Source organism: Bacteroides sp. RTP31139st1_H2_RTP31139_211217 (genome assembly GCF_040227615.1).
GTDB lineage: Bacteria > Bacteroidota > Bacteroidia > Bacteroidales > Bacteroidaceae > Bacteroides > Bacteroides uniformis.
Genome location: NZ_JBCNZM010000024.1, coordinates 22,439 through 40,077, shown reverse-complemented (window position 1 = coordinate 40,077; position 17,639 = coordinate 22,439). Strand labels below are relative to the sequence as shown.

Genomic DNA, 17,639 nt, shown 5'->3' with positions numbered 1-17,639 from the left:
GGATTTTTTGTATGTAGATACCAGGCTTTTTAGTCTCGAATGTCTGGCATTTCAGTGAACGAAGTGCGGCATCTCGGATGATTATCTTTTTTCAGACTTGAATTATTTTTTTTATTTAGAGCGCTAATTTGATGAAACAATACATTTTGGCGTTGGTACTTGCAGTGGTAAGTGCCAGCGTAGCTTTTGCCGTAAATCCTATAAAAGAAGGCAATATGATTTCCGGCCATGTGATAGTGAAAGGTACGGAGGAAAATATACCGTATGCCACGGTTTTGATTATCGGCAGCGGTCAGGGAACGGTTTCCAATGAAGAAGGACAATTTGAGTTCCGCAAGCTTCCGGCGGGAAAATACAAGCTCCGTGTGTCGGCAGTGGGCTACAAGACCCAAGAGAAGGAAGTGACGGTGAGCAAGGACTTCACTGCTGTCATACATTTCCCGATGGAAGAGGAGAGTTTCATGACCGATGAAGTGGTGGTATCCGCCAACCGCAACGAGGTAAGCCGCAAGGCAGCTCCGGTAGTCGTAAATGTGATGAGTACCAAATTGTTCGAGATGGTCAACTCCACCGACCTTGCCAAGACACTGAACTACCAGTCGGGCTTGCGTGTGGAGAATAACTGCCAGAACTGTGGTTTCCCCCAGGTGCGCATCAATGGCTTGGAAGGTCCGTATTCGCAGATATTGATAAACAGCCGTCCCATCATCAGTGCATTGAGCGGTGTGTACGGATTGGAGCAAATCCCCGTGAACATGATTGAACGGGTAGAAGTGGTGCGTGGCGGAGGCTCTGCCTTGTTTGGCGCCAATGCTGTGGGAGGAACTATCAATATTATAACCAAAGACCCCATCAACAATTCCTTTCAGGTATCGAGCATGTTCTCCAATATGGACGGCAAGTCCTGGGAGCAATATATGGGTGGCAATGTGTCGCTGGTTGCCAAAGATAACTCTTACGGCATTGCCTTTTATGAGAGTTACCGCAACCGCAACCCCTACGACCGCGATGGCGATGGCTTTTCCGAGCTGGGCAAGCTGAACATGAATACTTTCGGCTTCCGCGCCTATTACCGTCCTACGCATTTCAGCCGCATCAATCTGGAATACCATACCACCAACGAACTTCGTCGCGGAGGCAACAAATTCGATTTGCAGCCGCACGAGACGGACATCACCGAGCAGACCAAGCATATCATCAATAGCGGAGGCGTGAGTTATGATTTGTTCTGGAAAGAGTACAAGCATAAGATTTCGGCTTACACCTCCATCCAGCACACCGACCGCAACAGCTACTATGGTGCCCAAAAGAACATGAATGCCTACGGCAAGACGAAAGACCTGACCTGGGTTGCCGGCGGCATGTATGTGGGCAATATGGACAACTGCTTCTTTGCCCCCGCCACCTTCACCGGCGGACTGGAATATCAGAACAACTCCCTGCACGACATCATGACCGGCTATCATCGTGACATGGAGCAGGATGTCCGCATTGCCAGCGCCTTCGTGCAGAATGAGTGGAAGATGAACGTACTGACCATGCTGGTCGGCGCCCGCCTGGACAAACACAACCTGATAGACAAGCTTATTTTCAGCCCCCGCGTCAACCTGCTCTACAAGCCGGCAGATGATTTTCAGGCACGCTTGACTTACTCTACCGGTTTCCGCGCTCCGCAGGCATACGATGAGGACTTGCACGTGACGGCAGTAGGCGGCAAGGGAGTCCAAATCAAACTCGCCGATAACCTGAGTGAAGAACGCTCCAACAGTTACAGCGGTTCGGTGGACTGGACCGCCCATCTGGGTCACTGGCAGGCAAATATCCTGGTGGAGGGTTTCTATACAGACCTGCGCCACGTCTTTGTGCTCGAAGATATCGGCAAGAACGAAGTAGGGGATGTCATCAAGGAGCGCCGCAACGGAAACGGCGCACGCGTATACGGTGCCAATCTGGATGCGAAGATTGCCCACGGCAAGGAGGCGCAGTTCCAGCTCGGCTTCACGGCGCAGCGCAGCCGCTACACCCATGAAGAAGCCTGGACAAAGGTGGACGGCAAAGACCTTACCACCAAGCGCATGCCCCGTACACCGGACTATTACGGGTACTTCACTTTCTCCTCGGCACCGGTGAAGAATTTCGACTTCTCCCTTTCCGGCACTTATACGGGAAAGATGATTGTGCCGCACTACGCACCGGAAGATGCTCCCGAGGGTGCCTTCTGCAATATCACCTCGGACCGCATGGAGCATACCCCCCAATTCCTGGACCTGAATGTGAAGCTGAACTACACCTTTGTGCTTCACGACCATATCAAGCTTCAGTTGAATACGGGTGTACAGAATATCTTCAACAGTTTCCAGAAAGACCTGGATAAAGGGGAATTCCGCGATGCGGGCTATTTCTACGGACCTACGCAGCCGAGAACCTTCTTTGTCGGCTTCAAGATAATGAACTAAAAGTTTCCATTTAAGGATTTTTAGAGCTAAATTCCGCAAAATAGTCCTACATTTGTCGCCAAAGCACAAAAACCATGGATACTAAGAGAATACGAAATGTAGATATTTCCCAGATACATCATTTGCCGATGATCGATTTCATCGGCAATGATTTTGCTATTTTTGATGACATCAAGGACATGTCTTTGAGCTCTTATCCCACCCGTTTGAATGCTGCTTGCCTGACTGTCTGCCTGAAAGGGTGGTGCAAACTGGAACTCAACTTGCAGCAATGTGAAATGCGGGAAGGTATGTTGGGTATTATCCTTCCCGACCAGATTGTTCTGCAAGGAGAACGCTCCGATGACTTTGCCGGACTTTTCATTGCCGTCTCAAAAGATTTTATGGATATGGTGATACCCACCATGCAACAGCTTTTCCCCATGTTCTTCATGATTAAGGAACGGCCTTTCGTCCACATCACTCCGGAGGAATCCCAATCATTCCAGGAGTATCACTCTTTCCTCTGGAGCAAGGTGAAGCTGAAGGACAATCCTTTCCGTAAGGAAATCACCCAGGGATTGCTGCTGGCACTGTTCTATGAGATATACAACATCTATCAAGGGCATGCCGTTCAGGAGCGCATACCCAAAAGCAGGAAGGAAGACTTGTTCGAACGCTTTATCCGTGCCGTTTCAGAGTCCTATAAGGAAGAGCGAAGTGTGTCCTATTATGCCGATAAGATGTTCCTCACCGCCAAGCACCTTTCCACCGTAGTGAAGGAAATCAGCGGAAAGACGGCAGGCGAATGGATTGACAGTCTCGTCGTTTTGGAAGCCAAAGCCTTGTTGAAGTCTTCCGAGCTGAGCATTCAGGAAATTGCGGACGAGCTGCACTTTGCCAACCAGTCGTTCTTTGGCAAGTATTTCAAGCATCACACCGGTATGTCACCTAAAGAATATCGCCGGCAATAGGTTCAATGTGACGGAATAATGTTTATTTTTGCGGTAAAGATTTACCCCCAAAATAAACTATCATGGAAAAAAGAGAAATTGACCTTACTGTTTCCTGCTATGGAAAGGTGAAAGGAGTGAAGTATGACGTTGTCATCCTACCTTGGGGAGCTACGGAGCCCCATAATCTGCATCTGCCTTATCTCACTGATTGTATTCTGCCGCATGATATTGCCGTAGATGCGGCTGCACTGGCTTTGCAGAATTCCGGTGTACGTTGCATGGTGATGCCTCCCGTACCTTTCGGTGCACACAATCCGGGGCAGCGCGAACTTCCGTTCTGCATCCATACCCGCTATTCCACCCAGCAGGCCATTCTGGAAGACATAGTTGCCTCCCTCTATGCACAAGGCATGCGCAAGCTGATTATTCTCAGCGGTCATGGCGGCAACAACTTCAAGGGAATGATTCGTGACCTGGCGTTTGTGTATCCCGATTTTCTGATTATCGCTGCCGACTGGTTCAGCATCGTCCCTCCCAAAGACTACTTTGAGGCTGTTGTCGACGACCATGCCGGCGAGTCTGAGACTTCCGTCATGATGCATTACCATCCCGAGCTGGTGAATCTGGCTGAGGCCGGTGACGGAGAATCCCGACCGTTTGCTATTCCTTCCCTGAATGAAAAGGTGGGCTGGGCTCCCCGCCATTGGGATAAGGCTACAGTCGACAGCGGGGTAGGGAACCCCAAAAAAGCTTCTGCCGAGAAAGGAGAACGTTATATGAAACCGGTGGTGGAAAAGTTGGCGAAACTCTTTACGGAAGTCGGCCTGGGAAGTCTGTATTGATGTACTTGGCTTCCGGCTATATATAAAAATAGGCAATAACCGTTGTGGATATTGCCTATTTTTTTAGTGCACCCTAAAAACTAATCTCTTTACTCTTATAAAAACTAATCTTTCTCTATTTCGAGTACAAAATTAGAAGGTTTTTGCGGGTTATGAATTGACATAAGTCAAAAATCTCATTCGGATATTATTTTTTCAAACGTGCCCAAAAGCCCTTCTTTTTCTGCCGGACCGGTTCACTGTTTTCGCGGAACAGTTCTTCGTAGGTCACTCCGTCATGTATCATGCGGTAGATGCTTCCCCAGTCAGGCAGTCCACCTAGGTTGCGGTCATCGATAAAGAGATCGGCTTTTACTTTGCGTGAAAAACCGGTGTGTGCGATGTCTTCTTCCGGATAGTCCCGGTTGACGGCATAGAATTCCACACCCCGTTCCCTGCACCATTCCACAGCTTCCTCCAGGAGCTTCCCTTCACGTACCGACCATAAAATCAGCCGGTGACGCTCGTTTATCAGCATCTTCAGCGTAGCGGTGGCAAAGGGAATTTCTTCTCCTATCTGGGGATAGCGGTGTTCTACAATGGTACCGTCAAAATCAACGGCTATGGTCATAAATGAATAGCTTTTATTGGTTTCAGACTGTGGAGAAAATTATCCTTGACCGCCTGTGGTGCCGCCTGAGTGCTGGCTGACCGGATTGTTTGAATATTCTTCCTGATGTCCCGTGTAGCTTTTCAACTCTACTTTTACGTCTTTGCTCTGGTTGCCTACCACTACTTTAAAGGTATATGTTTTCACGCGTACCATACGCTTGCTGCCATACAGCAGTACATGGTTGCCACTGACACTTGCAGTCAGCTTTTGTTCAATTTCATAAGAACCGTTCGTACCTCCCTCTTCAGTTTCAATGTAGTTGTTGATGTATGTGGCCAGTGCATCGGATGCTCCTGCAGCTTTCAGCGCTTCAGCCGGAGAAACGGTATAGTCCCATCCGTTCTTGATTTTAAGGGTCAGGATGATGTTTTCCAGTGCATCGTAATCTCTGTTCTCAATCTTGATTACCTCGGCTTTTCCATTCACTTCGTTGTAGCCGTCTGCTACACTGGCGGCAGCTTGTTTGGTAAATTTCACTCTAGGTGAATATTTGCCGGCTATCTTCTCGCCTTGCGGAATGGTAATGATGTAATTGTTATTGTTGAATCCTACGGTTTTAGCAGCGGCTCTGGTTGCAGGCGCCTCGCTGGATTCCACTTCCATGTTTTCCGGATCAAAATAGCCCAGGTTGGCATCAGTCGACGGATTGGGAATGGCAATGATGATATCTTCCTTGGCAACAGCGTCAGCCGGCTCTGTCTTGATGGCTACGTTATTTACAGAAGCCTTTGATGCTTCCGGTTGTGTGGAAGTTGCCGGATTGGCCTCACGTGCCTCTTCAAACACGACGGCTGCAATCTTGGTGTTTTCTTCCGTACCTCCGGTGGGTATGTTGATGGTGGCGGCATTCTCCTTTTCCGGATTTTCTATTTTCGGAGCCTCAATGGTGCTTCCGTCAGCCTCCTGCATCTCGCCGAATTCTATGGTTGTTGACATTTTTACATTTACCACCATCAAGCTGTGGTTGGCTGTTCCGTCTGTAAATTCTGCTGTGGCCTCGTAGTCATCATGTCCTTCAGCTGTTACAGTGAGCGTGTAGATGCCGGTTTTGTTCACAGTCAGTGAGTATACGCCTTTTGCATCGGTTGTGGCAGAGTATTCGCCGCTTTTAACGGTGGCTCCTGACAATGGACCGTTGGCATCGGTAATGGTACCTGCAATGTAGTAGGCTGTTTGACTTCTTAGCGGGTCTTCCACTTCTTCATACTTCTTGTCGTCATCGTGGCAAGATGTAAGGACTGTTGTGCTGAAGGTCATTGCAAACATCAATGCACCTCCTAAAAATAAACTTTTCTTTTTCATAATTTTCGTCATTTGATAAAACTAATCTGTTTAAATTATACTTATTCCGATTTTTCCTTTTGTTGCTCCTTTATGAGGAAATAGCGTATATAGTCCGGCTGGTAGAAGTTGCTGCTCCGGTTTTCGTTAGGGCGTGTACTGTAACTTTTGCCCAGTTGTTTTTCTATGTACTCTCCATCTGCCACCATGCCGTATGCCCATGCAAAGTAGTCAGCCGGCTTTACTCTGAAGAATCCTTTTCTACTCCATTTCTTTCCCGGCAGGGGGATGGCAAAATGAAATCCTCCGTTTATCTCTCCGTCTGTACAAAGGGCATACAAGCCGATGGCATACTCTCCGAAGTGCCGCGTACAGTCTCCTCTCACTCCATAATCACCGTAAATATATCTTCCTGCTTTCAAGTCGAACTGCAAGTTGAGGCGTGGTTCGTAGTACGAAGCATTCAGTGAGGCATTGATACGCTGTTTTCTGCCTATATACCAGCCGTCTTCCCGGGTGATGGCGGAGAAACCGGTGGAGCCTGCCGTTCCGCCCAGTTCCCAGCGTCCGTTGTTGGTGCGGTATTTTATTTCCAGTTGTGCACCATATCTGTTGTTGGTGAAGTTACCCACCGTCATTTTCCCGAAGATGTTGTGCCTGAAGCGTACATCCTGCGATAGAGCTATGATTCCCGGTCTTATCCGTTTCATCTCTCCACTCAGATTGGTGGCTACGGGCAGTATCACTTGTGCGGTCATTTTCCCACCTTTCCATAGAGCCATTTCCACTGCCGGATTCAGGTTGATGGCATATGTATACAGTTCGTCAAACGTATTGTTCTCCAAAAACAAATCGGGGTATATCACCAAATCCACCTTCCAGGCAGACGGCACTTCTTCCTGACCGGCATTTTTCAATGCCTTCATGGCAGGATCCGTATCTACTGTAATCCCCATTTGCTGATATACTTGTGTCAGGTTGATTTCCCCGTTTCTGTATGCTTCCGTCAATGTATCCGGCAGATTGATGCAAAGCCTGGGAATCCGGTTTTCCAGTACCACCAATTGCAAATCGCCCTTCGTCTTGCTTCTCAAGCAGGTATCTATGGCTTTGCCCACTCCGGTGTAGGTACTTCTATATACGTTGTTCTCAAAACTTACAGTGGTCATTCCCGGTGTCTGTGCACATCGGATGTTTTCCATTCCGATAGCTTTCAAGCTCTCTGTCACTTGGGCATCCACCGTTGCAGAAATACTACAGAACCATACTGCCAGTATCCACTTCAAACCGCTTTTTCTCTTGTTTTTCATCCTACTCTCCAATCCCTAATCCTTCATCCCTTATCTCTCTCTTAGTGCAACAACCTGCATTCATACCGTATTCCTCCCGATATGCTGTTGAATTCTCTGGTAAACACATGGATGGAGAGATGCCTCCATAATCTGGCGGCGGCTCCCACATTGAAACCTTCCGAATCATATTCGGCCATGACAGTCATTTCCCGGCAGAAAGCAGGGGAGTAGCTGATGCCTCCGAAGGGACCATCCTTTATGCTATGGTCGTTCAGTGGGAAATAGTAACCGGCAGTCAGTGCAAGCCTATCTCCTTTTGCAATAGAGAACCCTTTAGTTAATGCACCATATACAGTAGCAAAATAGTTTATTCCCGTATTTTTGAAAGGATCATCTACACCAAGTAATAAGCTTGGATGAAATTTACCTTCTTTAAGTGGACGTACACGTGCAGTCATAGATCGATCCTGATGGAAATATCCTTCTTTCCCATCGTAACGTTTAGCTTTTTGTAGCGTACACCGATAACTCAATTCCAGGAAGGATAAGAATGTGATGTTAACGAAATAATTTCCAGTGTTGAAGTTAAACGGTGTCATGCCGTTCGGAAGATAATTGCCGCCCCCCATAAAAGTACCGGTCTCCTGCATATCTGCTGTCGGGATGTTCAGCAGTCCGGTGTTGCCCATGGAATATTGGGCCTGCACTCCCATGCTGCAACCAAGCAGCAGTAGGAGCAGGCACCATTTTCTCATTTTCGTTTTCAGCATGTCTGGGAAGTGTTTTCACCATCCATTTGTGCTCTCATATAGAGCTTCTTCACAAATGCCATGTCATGTGTCACCATGATTTTCACCAGTTCTTCAAAAGAAGTCTTGCGTGGATTCCAACCCAGCAGTGTCTTGGCTTTGGTCGGGTCACCCAGCAGTTGTTCCACTTCGGCAGGACGGAAGTATTTGGGATCCACTTCCACCAGCACTTTACCGGTTTTGGTATCAATGCCCTTTTCATTCACGCCTTCTCCTTCCCAACGTAGTTCCACACCGGTTTCCTTGAAGGCAAGTGTAGTGAAATCACGTACGGTATGATATTCTCCGGTAGCTATGACAAAATCCTCCGGAGTGTCGTGCTGCAGAATCAGCCACATGCACTCCACGTAATCTTTGGCATATCCCCAGTCGCGCAGCGAATTCAAGTTACCCAGATATAACTTGTCCTGATACCCTTGGGCTATACGTGCAGCTGCCAGTGTAATTTTGCGTGTCACGAAGGTTTCTCCGCGCCGTTCGCTTTCGTGGTTGAAGAGAATGCCGTTTACAGCGAACATACCGTAGCTTTCCCGGTAATTCTTCGTAATCCAGAAGCCGTATTGCTTGGCCACACCATATGGACTGCGTGGGTAGAACGGGGTTGTCTCCTTCTGTGGTACCTCCTGCACCAGACCGAACAGTTCGGAAGTCGAAGCCTGATAGATTTTCGTTTTTTTCTCCAGTCCCAGGATACGTACTGCTTCCAGCATACGCAGGGTGCCTACGGCATCTGCTTCCGCAGTATACTCCGGCACATCGAATGATACTTTCACATGGCTTTGTGCCGCCAGGTTATAGATTTCGTCCGGCTGCACCTGCTGTATGATGCGGATAAGCGAGCTGCTGTCCGTCATGTCCCCGTAGTGGAGGTTTACGAGACGGTTCTTCTTCATGTCACGCACCCATTCATCCAGATAAAGATGCTCTATGCGTCCGGTGTTGAACGATGACGAACGGCGCAGAATGCCGTGTACTTCATATCCTTTTTCAATTAAGAACTCGGCTAGGAACGATCCATCCTGACCGGTGATGCCTGAAATCAATGCTATTTTCTTATCCATGATTCGGGTTTTAAAATCAGTTTTTATTTATGTTATGATGTAAATTTCTCTTTTGTGATATTCCATAAGAATAAGCAGTTCCCGATGATATATCTTCTCCACATTCTTTTGGGTTCCTTTATCAGCCGGTACAGCCATTCCAACCCGTGTTCCTGCCACCATACGGGAGCACGTTGCACGTTTTCGGCAAAGAAGTCGAACACAGCGCCAATAGTACCGATGGGACCGTTTACCTCCAGTTCTTTCAGGTGTGTATAAGTCCATTTCTCTTGTTTGGGAGCGGTCATGCCCACCCAGAGCAAATCCGGCTGTGCCCGGTTTACGGCGGCTATCATGGCTTGATTGTCTTCTTGGGTGAATTCCGGCTTGTAGGGTGGGGAATAGGTTTCTACCCGGATATTGGGATATAACCGGACAGCTTTTACCTTTATTTTCCTCAAGGTGTCTTCGCTACTTCCCAGAAAGAAGCAGGTTCCTCCTTTCCGGTTCAGCTTATCCATTTCGTACAGAAACAAGTCCCATCCCGCTGTGCGCTCTATCTTCTCATGTCTCAGGAGTTTGAATGCCAGTACAATGCTTGCTCCGTCCGGAATCAATGCGTCTCCCCTCAGCAAAGCTTCTGCAAAGGCAGGATCTTTCAATGCTGTGTTATACGAGTGCGCATTGATGGTGTTAATCAGCAGTTTGCCTTCGGGCAATGCGTCAAGCTCACTTCTGTGTCCCAGAAGCGAAATTGTCTTTAACTTCAACATGTATAAAAGGAATGATAATTTTCCGCAGAGTACGCTACGCTATCGCCTGTCACATGGAAAGGTATTTTGAACAGAACGATGTAATCATGTATGAAAACTGCGCAAATGTAAAGATTATGTGTGTAATATACAAGAGGAATGTGAAAAATGTAATTTAGTTGGTCTGATGATTGATGCAGATACCTTTCAGATACCATTCGTACAAACGGTGTATTCCTTCGTCTATTTCTATTTTATGATGCCATCCCAGGTTATGCAGTTTGGTCACATCCGTCAGTTTACGCAGTGTGCCATCCGGTTTCGAGGCATCCCATCGCAGCTCACCTTTGAATCCTATTTCGGCTATAATCTTTTCAGCCACTTCCTTTATGCTGAGTTCCTTTCCTGTGCCCACATTGATGTGGCAGTTGCGTATTTCTTTACTGTCCGGAGCATATGTGTCTTTAAAGTCTACATTCAGCAGTACATGTACACTGGCATCTGCCATTTCTTCGCTCCATAGGAATTCACGCAACGGTTTGCCGGTTCCCCACAAGGTGACCGCTTCCGGGGTTATTCCGAAGTTGGCAAGCTCTGCCAGAATCTCCTCGTTGCTATAGCTGCCATTTACCCCTTTCACTGGACGCAGGTTGATGTCTTTGCGTACAGCATCCCAATCCCCTTCGTTGAGGCATTTGGCAAGGTAAATCTTGCGGATCATGGCAGGCAGTACATGGCTGTTTTCCAGGTGGAAGTTGTCGTTCGGTCCATATAGGTTGGTAGGCATCACGGCTATGTAATTGGTTCCGTATTGCAGGTTGAAGCTTTCACACATCTTCAGCCCGGCTATTTTGGCTATGGCATACGGCTCGTTGGTGTATTCCAGCGGAGAGGTCAGCAGCACTTCTTCCTTCATGGGCTGCGGAGCTTCACGCGGGTAGATGCAGGTGCTTCCCAAGAAGAGCAGCTTCTTTACTCCGTGACGGAAACTCTCGCCGATTACGTTCTGCTGGATTTGCAGATTCTGGTAGATAAAGTCCGCCCGGTATTGCAGGTTTGCCATAATGCCACCCACATGGGCGGCAGCCAGTACCACCGCTTCCGGTCGTTCTTCATCGAAGAATTTCTTTACGGCGGTTCCGTCCAGCAAATCCAGTTCTTTGTGTGAGCGTCCTACTAAGTTTGTGTAACCTCTTTGTTGCAGGTTGTTCCAGATGGCGGAACCTACTAAACCACGATGCCCTGCTATAAAAATCTTTGCATTTTTTTCTAACATGACTAATACCCTAGTTATAAAATTAATTTTTTCTATTTACTTCTTGTATGAAGCTATACATTCTTTTAAAATATCTTTCATCCGGTTCTCAAACTTTTCCAAAGTGAATTCCCTTTGAAATTTTTCTTTACCGGCTTTACCCATTTCAGCACATATCATGGGATGGTCTATTAAATATTCTATCTTTTCTGCCAGCTGTTGCGGACTATGTTTTTCCACGATAAATCCGGTTTTGCCTTCCTCTATGATACCGGGTATTCCTCCCTCGTTTGTGCTGATGCAGGGGAGGCTTTGTTCCATGGCTTCCAATAGCACCAATGGGAAACATTCATTATCGTAATAGGTAGGAAAAACAAATATATCGGCTTTTTGCAGAAATGCGTCTTTTTCATTATCATATTTTGCTCCATGGGCAAATACACATTCTTTAAGGTTCTGTTTGTTTATTACGTCTTTAAACCTATCTTCTGTAATATTACTCCATTTTCCTACAAAATGGCATTTTATAGGCTTTCCTTTTTTTTGTAATATCGCACACGCTTCTACTAAATCCCATACACCTTTTTCTTTTATCATATTTGACAAAAATAGAATGTTAAATTCTTTTTGAGGAGCTGTAGGTAGATTTTCATGGGTAGGTATTCCATTGGGGCAGATATAAACGTCTTTGTAATTTACGTATTTCTTTATGTCTTGATATAAATTTTCTATCAATAGAATAACTTTCAGATTTTTGAAAAAAGTGCTATATAATAGATTATCAAAATATCTATTTTGTCTGGTAGCTATGCCTTTGTTGTGATAATGTACAACGATGTTTTGTCTCATCATTTTTAAAAGCATAACTACAAAAAAATCTTTGTAGAAAGCACCACCTTTTGCGTTAGGAGTTACATAACAAAGTTGTGGCACTATTAATTTTGTTTGTTTCCTAATTTGTTTTAGTTGCTTATAGAACTCTTTCAGTTTTCTTATTCCTCCTTTACCAATATCATCCAGATCTTTTGCTAATGCAAGATTTAGATAATGACATTCAAAGGCATTATTTATAATTTTACTGTCATGTATGTATTTTCCTACCATGGATGCACCATGTACTGGTGGAGGCATGTGGAGGATAAATAGGACTTTGCTATATTTTGTAGATTTGTTCATATTCAAATTGCATTTTTTCTATAGAAAAATTTGTTTTCGCATACCCGTATGCTATGCTTGCGTATTCCTCATAATACGTTGTGTCTTCTAAGGATAAAATTAGTCTGATAAAATCATCCACTTTGTTGTCATTTACTTTTAAAGGCCATGTTTCAGGCAATGTGTCTTTTAAACCGGGGCAGCTATTGATAATGGTCGGCGTGTGTGCCAAACTTGCCTCGATAGGCATTAAGGCAAGGCCTTCGTGATTTGAGGGCATAAATAAATAATCAAAATCTCCTATGTATTGGTTCAGTCCGAAAATCTTGTCATAAAGAGATGCATTAGATAGTGGCTCTAAAGCCTTGTGTACTTTCTCTTTCATTGAGCCATTTCCCACAACGTGAAAGTAAAACTTAGGATTGTCTTTTAATGCTTTTACGACTTCTATCAGCTGATCTACTCCTTTTTGATATTCCAATCTGCCGGCAAATAAGATATTTATTTTGTCCGCTATGATGTGGTTGAATTTTTTCTGTTCTACAGATTGCAATCCATTGAATATGATTTGTGGTGTCTCTCCATAAATATGCTGATAACATTGTTGTGTTGACTCGCTGATGGCTATATTGGCATGCTTTTTAGAATAAAAATATTCAACTTTTTTGCCTATTTGGGCCCATTGATTCCATAGCTCTGTGTTGTGGATTGTTCGTACATATTTTATGGATGGAAACATCCAACCGAATATTTTGTTCCATAAGTATATGCTGAGGTCTGGAATTTCTGTATGTGTATGGATTACTTGTGGTTTCCATTTTAGTGACAGATATACAAACCATAGAGGAAACAATAAAATAGCGATTTTATTGTTTGTAATATGCGAACGGTGGAAACAAATACCGCAATCATGCAGTCCTTTAATGAAAGCCTGGCTGAATTCTCCGTTTCCACGTACTACTTCCACAAGATGATATTCCATCCCTGTAGTTTGTGACTTGGCAATGTTGACAGCTACTCTTTCTGCCCCTCCTATATCAAAATGAGTGATAATGTGGAATATACGCATATATTAGTAGTTTTAGTGTTGTATATAATCCAAAAACTTTTTAGCGGTTGATTCCCATGTAAAATATTCTATGATTCGTTTTCGTGCATTTTGAACTTTTTTACCGGAGAGTATTGTTTGGGCTATTTCTTCCACTGAGTTGCATAGGAACCCACTTCTCCCGTTTTCTATGATACAGTCTGGGCCGGGTGCATGTCGCGCTACTATTGTTACATTATGGTACATTGCTTCAAGAATTGCCATTCCGAAAATTTCATTGGGGTTGAAATTTATCACATAATCAGCAACTTCATAATATGCATGGATTTTTTCATTTGGAAGTTTCCCTATGAATAATATATTGCTATATTTCTCACTTGACTTTAATTTGGCCATATATTCCTCTGTTTGCATCCAAAGGGCTCCTGCATGCACTAATAAGTATTTGTCTCCTAATCTTTCTGCTAAGGGAAAAATATCCATCGGATGCTTGTCCGGTCTTAATGCACACACCAAGAATACGATACTTTTATCTTCAGGTAATTTCAGTTCTGCCCTTTGTCGTTCTTTAGAGCTTGTCGCCAATGGAATAATATCCGTATCTAAGCCTACAGGCGCCCATTCTGCACTTGTTACCCCTTTTTGCTTTAACTCATTTACTACAGCTGGAGTTTTACAAAAGACTTTTGTTTTTCTGAATGCGGAAAAGTTTCTGCTGCTTAACTTGTCCATTATCCAGCGTGAAATTGCTCTAGGCGAAGAGCTATGTACTGTACCTACGTAGCAATAATGTTTCAGACCGTGTTTTAGGCAGAAGTTCACGGCTTCCGGTACACAAAGCAAGTTGTCGCTTTGCAAGTGATACACATCGATGCCAAGTGTTAGTAACAATGAAAAATCAGGCCATACGTGGTGTACCAATCTTCTTTTATAGGGTAAGTACACTTTCTTAATATTAGCGGTCGTGTTTACTTCCGTACCGCATCGCTTGTCTTTGGTAGACATCCAGTACACAATCGTTGTTTGGTGTCCCATCTGTTCCAAGGCTTTTGCCAATCCGATTTCTTGGATGTTATAACTTCCGGTAGTCCATTCCCCATAGTCTAAATGAATATATCCAATGTTCATTTGTCTGTTTTTCATTTAAATTTGAATTACCTTCCGAGTGACGACATCCCAATTCAAGGTCTTCAGATATTCAGCCATCTTTTTCTTTTCTATTGCCAAAAACTCAGGATGCTTAACGGCGTATTCCATCTGTTGCATGAGTGCATTGGCATTTCCCGGTTGAAAAAATAATCCAAAGTCACCATTATTCATTTGTTCTTTCAATCCACCAGCGTCACTGGCGATGATGGGTATTTTGTATTCCAAGGCAACGGGAATAACTCCTGATTGGCTGGCATCTAAATAGGGTAGCACTAAAATTGTATTAGGAATACTGAAATAGTTGTCTATTTCTTTATCTTCAATATATCGATTGACAATGTCTACTTGTGGCAATTCTTTGAACATTGAATCGTATTTGCTGAAATCTCCACTTCCCGCCACCGTCATTGAAATGTTCGAATACGATTGTACAAGTTTTTTGTAGGCTTTTCCTAAGATATGGAGACCTTTATATTCTTCAATGCGCCCGAAAAAGAGAAAATTAATGTTTTTGCAGTCGGTTTGAGGTGCGGTTGTGTTTTGTTGCTTATATGTACTCATTCTTCCATGTGGCATATAGTGAATATGTTCTTTGCTATAACCGAATCGTTTTTCAATGATTGGAATAAAACTTTGCGTAAGCACTATAATATCACTAGCTGTTTTGATGTAGTGAGTAGTCATCCATTTTTCCAATAATCCGACACCCGAATGATGTATAGGGTCGTGACAGATAACTATTTTTTTTCTTGCTTCAAAACATTTGAATACCGTTGTGCTCCAAGGATGATAGAATGTACTGATGATATAATCGAATGTTTTTTTTTGAAACATCCTTTTCAACTTATATTTCTCATTGAAGAAGAAAGATAAGGTTGCTTGGATAGCGGTTTTACGGGTGCCCGTTTCTATGAAAGTTACACTTTTGAATGATTTCTCATTTTCCCAATCCTTTCTGTTGGATATTTTAGAAGAAAGTAACGCGTGTATTTCGCAACCATTTTGAGCCAATCCACGAGACATTTCCAAGGTAAATACGGGGCCAGCACCTTCTTTGAATAAAAATGTGATAAGAATTTTCTTTTGCATTCCATTAGATTTATCTAAACCAAGGATTCCATTGTTGTTGGTAGAGTCCTTTTAAGTTTCGTTGTTTTACATATGTAGCTGGTACACCAGAATAAAAACCGTCAATTTGATATTCTCCTTTTCTCACAGTGCTTCCAGCACCAATCAAGCATGATGTTTTTAAATAACTTCCAGGCAATAAGATTGAGCGTGCACCTATCCATACATTATCTTCTATGTGTATAGGCATTTCTAAGAATTCAAATGTGGGCGATTGCGCATTGTGACTTCCTGTGATGAGAACGGTATATATGCTAATAGACACATTATTGTGGATAATAATTCCACCTCGTGCATCTAAATGACATTTTTCATTGATAATTGAATTTTTTCCTATTTTTATTTTCCAAGGTTTGATGATAGTTGTTCCCATTAAAATTCGAGAGCCTTGACCTATTTTCATACCTAATAGTTGATAGCATAGTTTACGGAAATGCCAGCATGGCACATAGCATACAAAATAGTTTAATATTATGTATATGAGGTCGAGAACAATATTTTTCATCGCTTTAGACTGCTTTTTAACTTTTGTAAACCAATGTGCACATATATCCATTTACATAGCTTAAAATACCATGTTTTTCGTTTATTTAGCTTTTTCATTTCACTGTCAGGCAACCAAGAGCCGTTAAACAAATGTATGCAATATGTGTTGGCTGTTTTATTCCAATTTCCCCAAAAATCCATTGGACAGAAGTACTCTCTTGGATATATGTGCATTTCATTGATTACTTGTTCGCCACCTCCAAGTTGCATACCTTTTTTTATCAATCTTTGTGTAATGTCTATAACATTGGCTTCATTCTTATTGATAATTTCTATCGTGAAATCTTGGTTGTAATATTGCATACACTCTTGGATGAAAGGGTGTAATTGCTTTGCAGCAATTACACATGATGCAATGACATTTCCTTTTACATCTTCAAACCCGATGAATCCTTCATTTTTAAGTAGTGGATTAAATGATTTTAGTATTTTTATATCTGTATCTAGATAAATTCCACCGTACTCGTAAAGTGCTTTTAATCTGACGTAATCTGACACAAAAGCATATTTTTTTAGTTCGTATGCGTGCTGAGTCCATAAGGTACTGTTTACATTAAAGTTTTCTTCATTCCATAATTTAAATTCATAATCGGGCAGATGTTTTTTCCATGATTTGATACATTTCTGTATTAATGGAGGTATTTTACTTTCTCCAAACCAACAATAATGGATTATTTTGGGAATCATATTCGTCTTCCTTCCTTTGACACTAGTGTGAGTTGATATATACGATATAATCTGTGTAAAATCCAAAGTTTGATTACTTTCATTCTTTGGTTATGTTGCCATAAGCATTTGAAATATGGGTGGTCTGTCTTATATGGGAATTTGATACTCCAAGGCTTTTCCATAACATAGTGTATCAATATTGGTCTATTTTCTTTTATATAGTTAGGATTTATTTCTGCTACACTAATCATGTAATTATATACTTTAGGAATAGGTATAATTATTTCCCTATACTTGATATTTAAGAAATCTTGATCCGGAAATATGAGTTTCTCTTTCAATGAAAATATCTCATTTAAGAGATTGTTTTCATCATCCATTTTTCTCAATTGTTTAAGATTTAATAGTAATACTCCAGAATTATAATATGTAGTAACACCCTCAGTTGAAAGTCGTTTGCAGGCATATTGATTATCATTCTTTACAGCAGCAATAGTACATGGAATATTGTATAATTCAGATAAATCTCCGGTACATATGACATCTCCATCTAAATATAGAATTTTTTCTACGTCCTTTAGAATATAGCAAGCAAACAGTCTGAAATATATTTCTATACTCCAATTTTGT

17 protein-coding genes are annotated in these 17,639 nt (G+C 43.2%); 3 read left to right on the top strand and 14 right to left on the bottom strand.

Features of this window, described 5'->3' with window-relative positions:
• Positions 1-131 precede the first annotated feature (131 nt).
• From ABUA47_RS06065 to ABUA47_RS06055, 3 genes are all read left to right on the top strand, one after another.
• The gene (locus ABUA47_RS06065; protein ID WP_035448079.1) at positions 132-2,456 is read left to right on the top strand and encodes a TonB-dependent receptor; all 2,325 of its coding nucleotides are present in this window, start codon (positions 132-134) and stop codon (positions 2,454-2,456) included.
• A gap of 74 nt (positions 2,457-2,530) precedes the next feature.
• Positions 2,531-3,409 (top strand): helix-turn-helix domain-containing protein, encoded by an 879-nt coding sequence (locus tag ABUA47_RS06060; protein WP_009036861.1) that lies wholly within the window; start codon positions 2,531-2,533, stop codon positions 3,407-3,409.
• A 62-nt stretch (positions 3,410-3,471) separates the two neighbouring features.
• Positions 3,472-4,233 carry a creatininase family protein gene (locus ABUA47_RS06055; RefSeq protein ID WP_035448082.1) on the top strand — a complete coding sequence of 254 codons (762 nt, stop codon included), beginning with the start codon at positions 3,472-3,474 and terminating at the stop codon, positions 4,231-4,233.
• Positions 4,234-4,420: 187 nt separating this feature from the next.
• Here the strand turns inward: ABUA47_RS06055 and ABUA47_RS06050 are convergent, their stop codons facing one another.
• The 14 genes from ABUA47_RS06050 to ABUA47_RS05985 all read right to left on the bottom strand — a co-directional run bounded on the left by ABUA47_RS06050 (position 4,421) and on the right by ABUA47_RS05985 (position 17,608).
• Positions 4,421-4,843, bottom strand: a complete 423-nt coding sequence (locus ABUA47_RS06050) for a BT0820 family HAD-type phosphatase (RefSeq protein ID WP_035448084.1) — start codon at positions 4,841-4,843, stop codon at positions 4,421-4,423.
• 39 nt (positions 4,844-4,882) lie between these two features.
• Positions 4,883-6,187 carry a carboxypeptidase-like regulatory domain-containing protein gene (locus ABUA47_RS06045; RefSeq protein WP_178611549.1) on the bottom strand — a complete coding sequence of 435 codons (1,305 nt, stop codon included), beginning with the start codon at positions 6,185-6,187 and terminating at the stop codon, positions 4,883-4,885.
• A 41-nt stretch (positions 6,188-6,228) separates the two neighbouring features.
• Entirely contained in the window at positions 6,229-7,476 is a 1,248-nt protein-coding gene (locus ABUA47_RS06040; protein WP_035448088.1) for a YjbH domain-containing protein, read from the bottom strand.
• Positions 7,477-7,517: 41 nt separating this feature from the next.
• On the bottom strand, positions 7,518-8,228 hold the full coding sequence (locus tag ABUA47_RS06035) for a YjbH domain-containing protein (protein ID WP_057088217.1): 711 nt from the start codon (positions 8,226-8,228) through the stop codon (positions 7,518-7,520).
• The gene (gene gmd, locus ABUA47_RS06030) at positions 8,222-9,328 is read right to left on the bottom strand and encodes a GDP-mannose 4,6-dehydratase (RefSeq protein WP_035448091.1); all 1,107 of its coding nucleotides are present in this window, start codon (positions 9,326-9,328) and stop codon (positions 8,222-8,224) included. Before gmd ends, ABUA47_RS06035 begins: the two co-directional genes overlap by 7 nt.
• 32 nt (positions 9,329-9,360) lie before the next feature.
• A complete protein-coding gene (locus ABUA47_RS06025; protein WP_117589197.1) occupies positions 9,361-10,080 on the bottom strand; it encodes a WecB/TagA/CpsF family glycosyltransferase in 720 nt (239 codons plus the stop codon).
• Positions 10,081-10,234: 154 nt separating this feature from the next.
• Positions 10,235-11,335 (bottom strand): GDP-L-fucose synthase family protein, encoded by a 1,101-nt coding sequence (locus ABUA47_RS06020; protein WP_117879109.1) that lies wholly within the window; start codon positions 11,333-11,335, stop codon positions 10,235-10,237.
• 36 nt (positions 11,336-11,371) lie between these two features.
• Positions 11,372-12,490: a glycosyltransferase family 4 protein gene (locus ABUA47_RS06015; RefSeq protein ID WP_005827975.1), complete on the bottom strand. Its 1,119-nt coding sequence runs from the start codon at positions 12,488-12,490 to the stop codon at positions 11,372-11,374.
• Positions 12,468-13,538 (bottom strand): glycosyltransferase family 4 protein, encoded by a 1,071-nt coding sequence (locus tag ABUA47_RS06010; RefSeq protein ID WP_117879108.1) that lies wholly within the window; start codon positions 13,536-13,538, stop codon positions 12,468-12,470. The genes ABUA47_RS06015 and ABUA47_RS06010 overlap by 23 nt, the downstream gene beginning before the upstream one ends.
• Positions 13,539-13,550: 12 nt before the next feature.
• Complete coding sequence (locus ABUA47_RS06005) at positions 13,551-14,660, bottom strand: glycosyltransferase family 4 protein (protein ID WP_229116666.1); 1,110 nt, start codon at positions 14,658-14,660, stop codon at positions 13,551-13,553.
• The gene (locus tag ABUA47_RS06000; RefSeq protein WP_008663045.1) at positions 14,661-15,755 is read right to left on the bottom strand and encodes a glycosyltransferase family 4 protein; all 1,095 of its coding nucleotides are present in this window, start codon (positions 15,753-15,755) and stop codon (positions 14,661-14,663) included. It lies immediately after the preceding gene.
• A 10-nt stretch (positions 15,756-15,765) separates the two neighbouring features.
• Positions 15,766-16,197 carry an acyltransferase gene (locus ABUA47_RS05995; RefSeq protein WP_229116665.1) on the bottom strand — a complete coding sequence of 144 codons (432 nt, stop codon included), beginning with the start codon at positions 16,195-16,197 and terminating at the stop codon, positions 15,766-15,768.
• A gap of 98 nt (positions 16,198-16,295) precedes the next feature.
• Positions 16,296-17,027, bottom strand: coding sequence for a glycosyltransferase family 32 protein (locus ABUA47_RS05990; protein WP_008663047.1), 732 nt, complete (start codon positions 17,025-17,027; stop codon positions 16,296-16,298).
• Positions 17,024-17,608, bottom strand: a complete 585-nt coding sequence (locus tag ABUA47_RS05985; protein WP_349829744.1) for a glycosyltransferase family 8 protein — start codon at positions 17,606-17,608, stop codon at positions 17,024-17,026. The genes ABUA47_RS05990 and ABUA47_RS05985 overlap by 4 nt, the downstream gene beginning before the upstream one ends.
• Positions 17,609-17,639 lie beyond the last annotated feature (31 nt).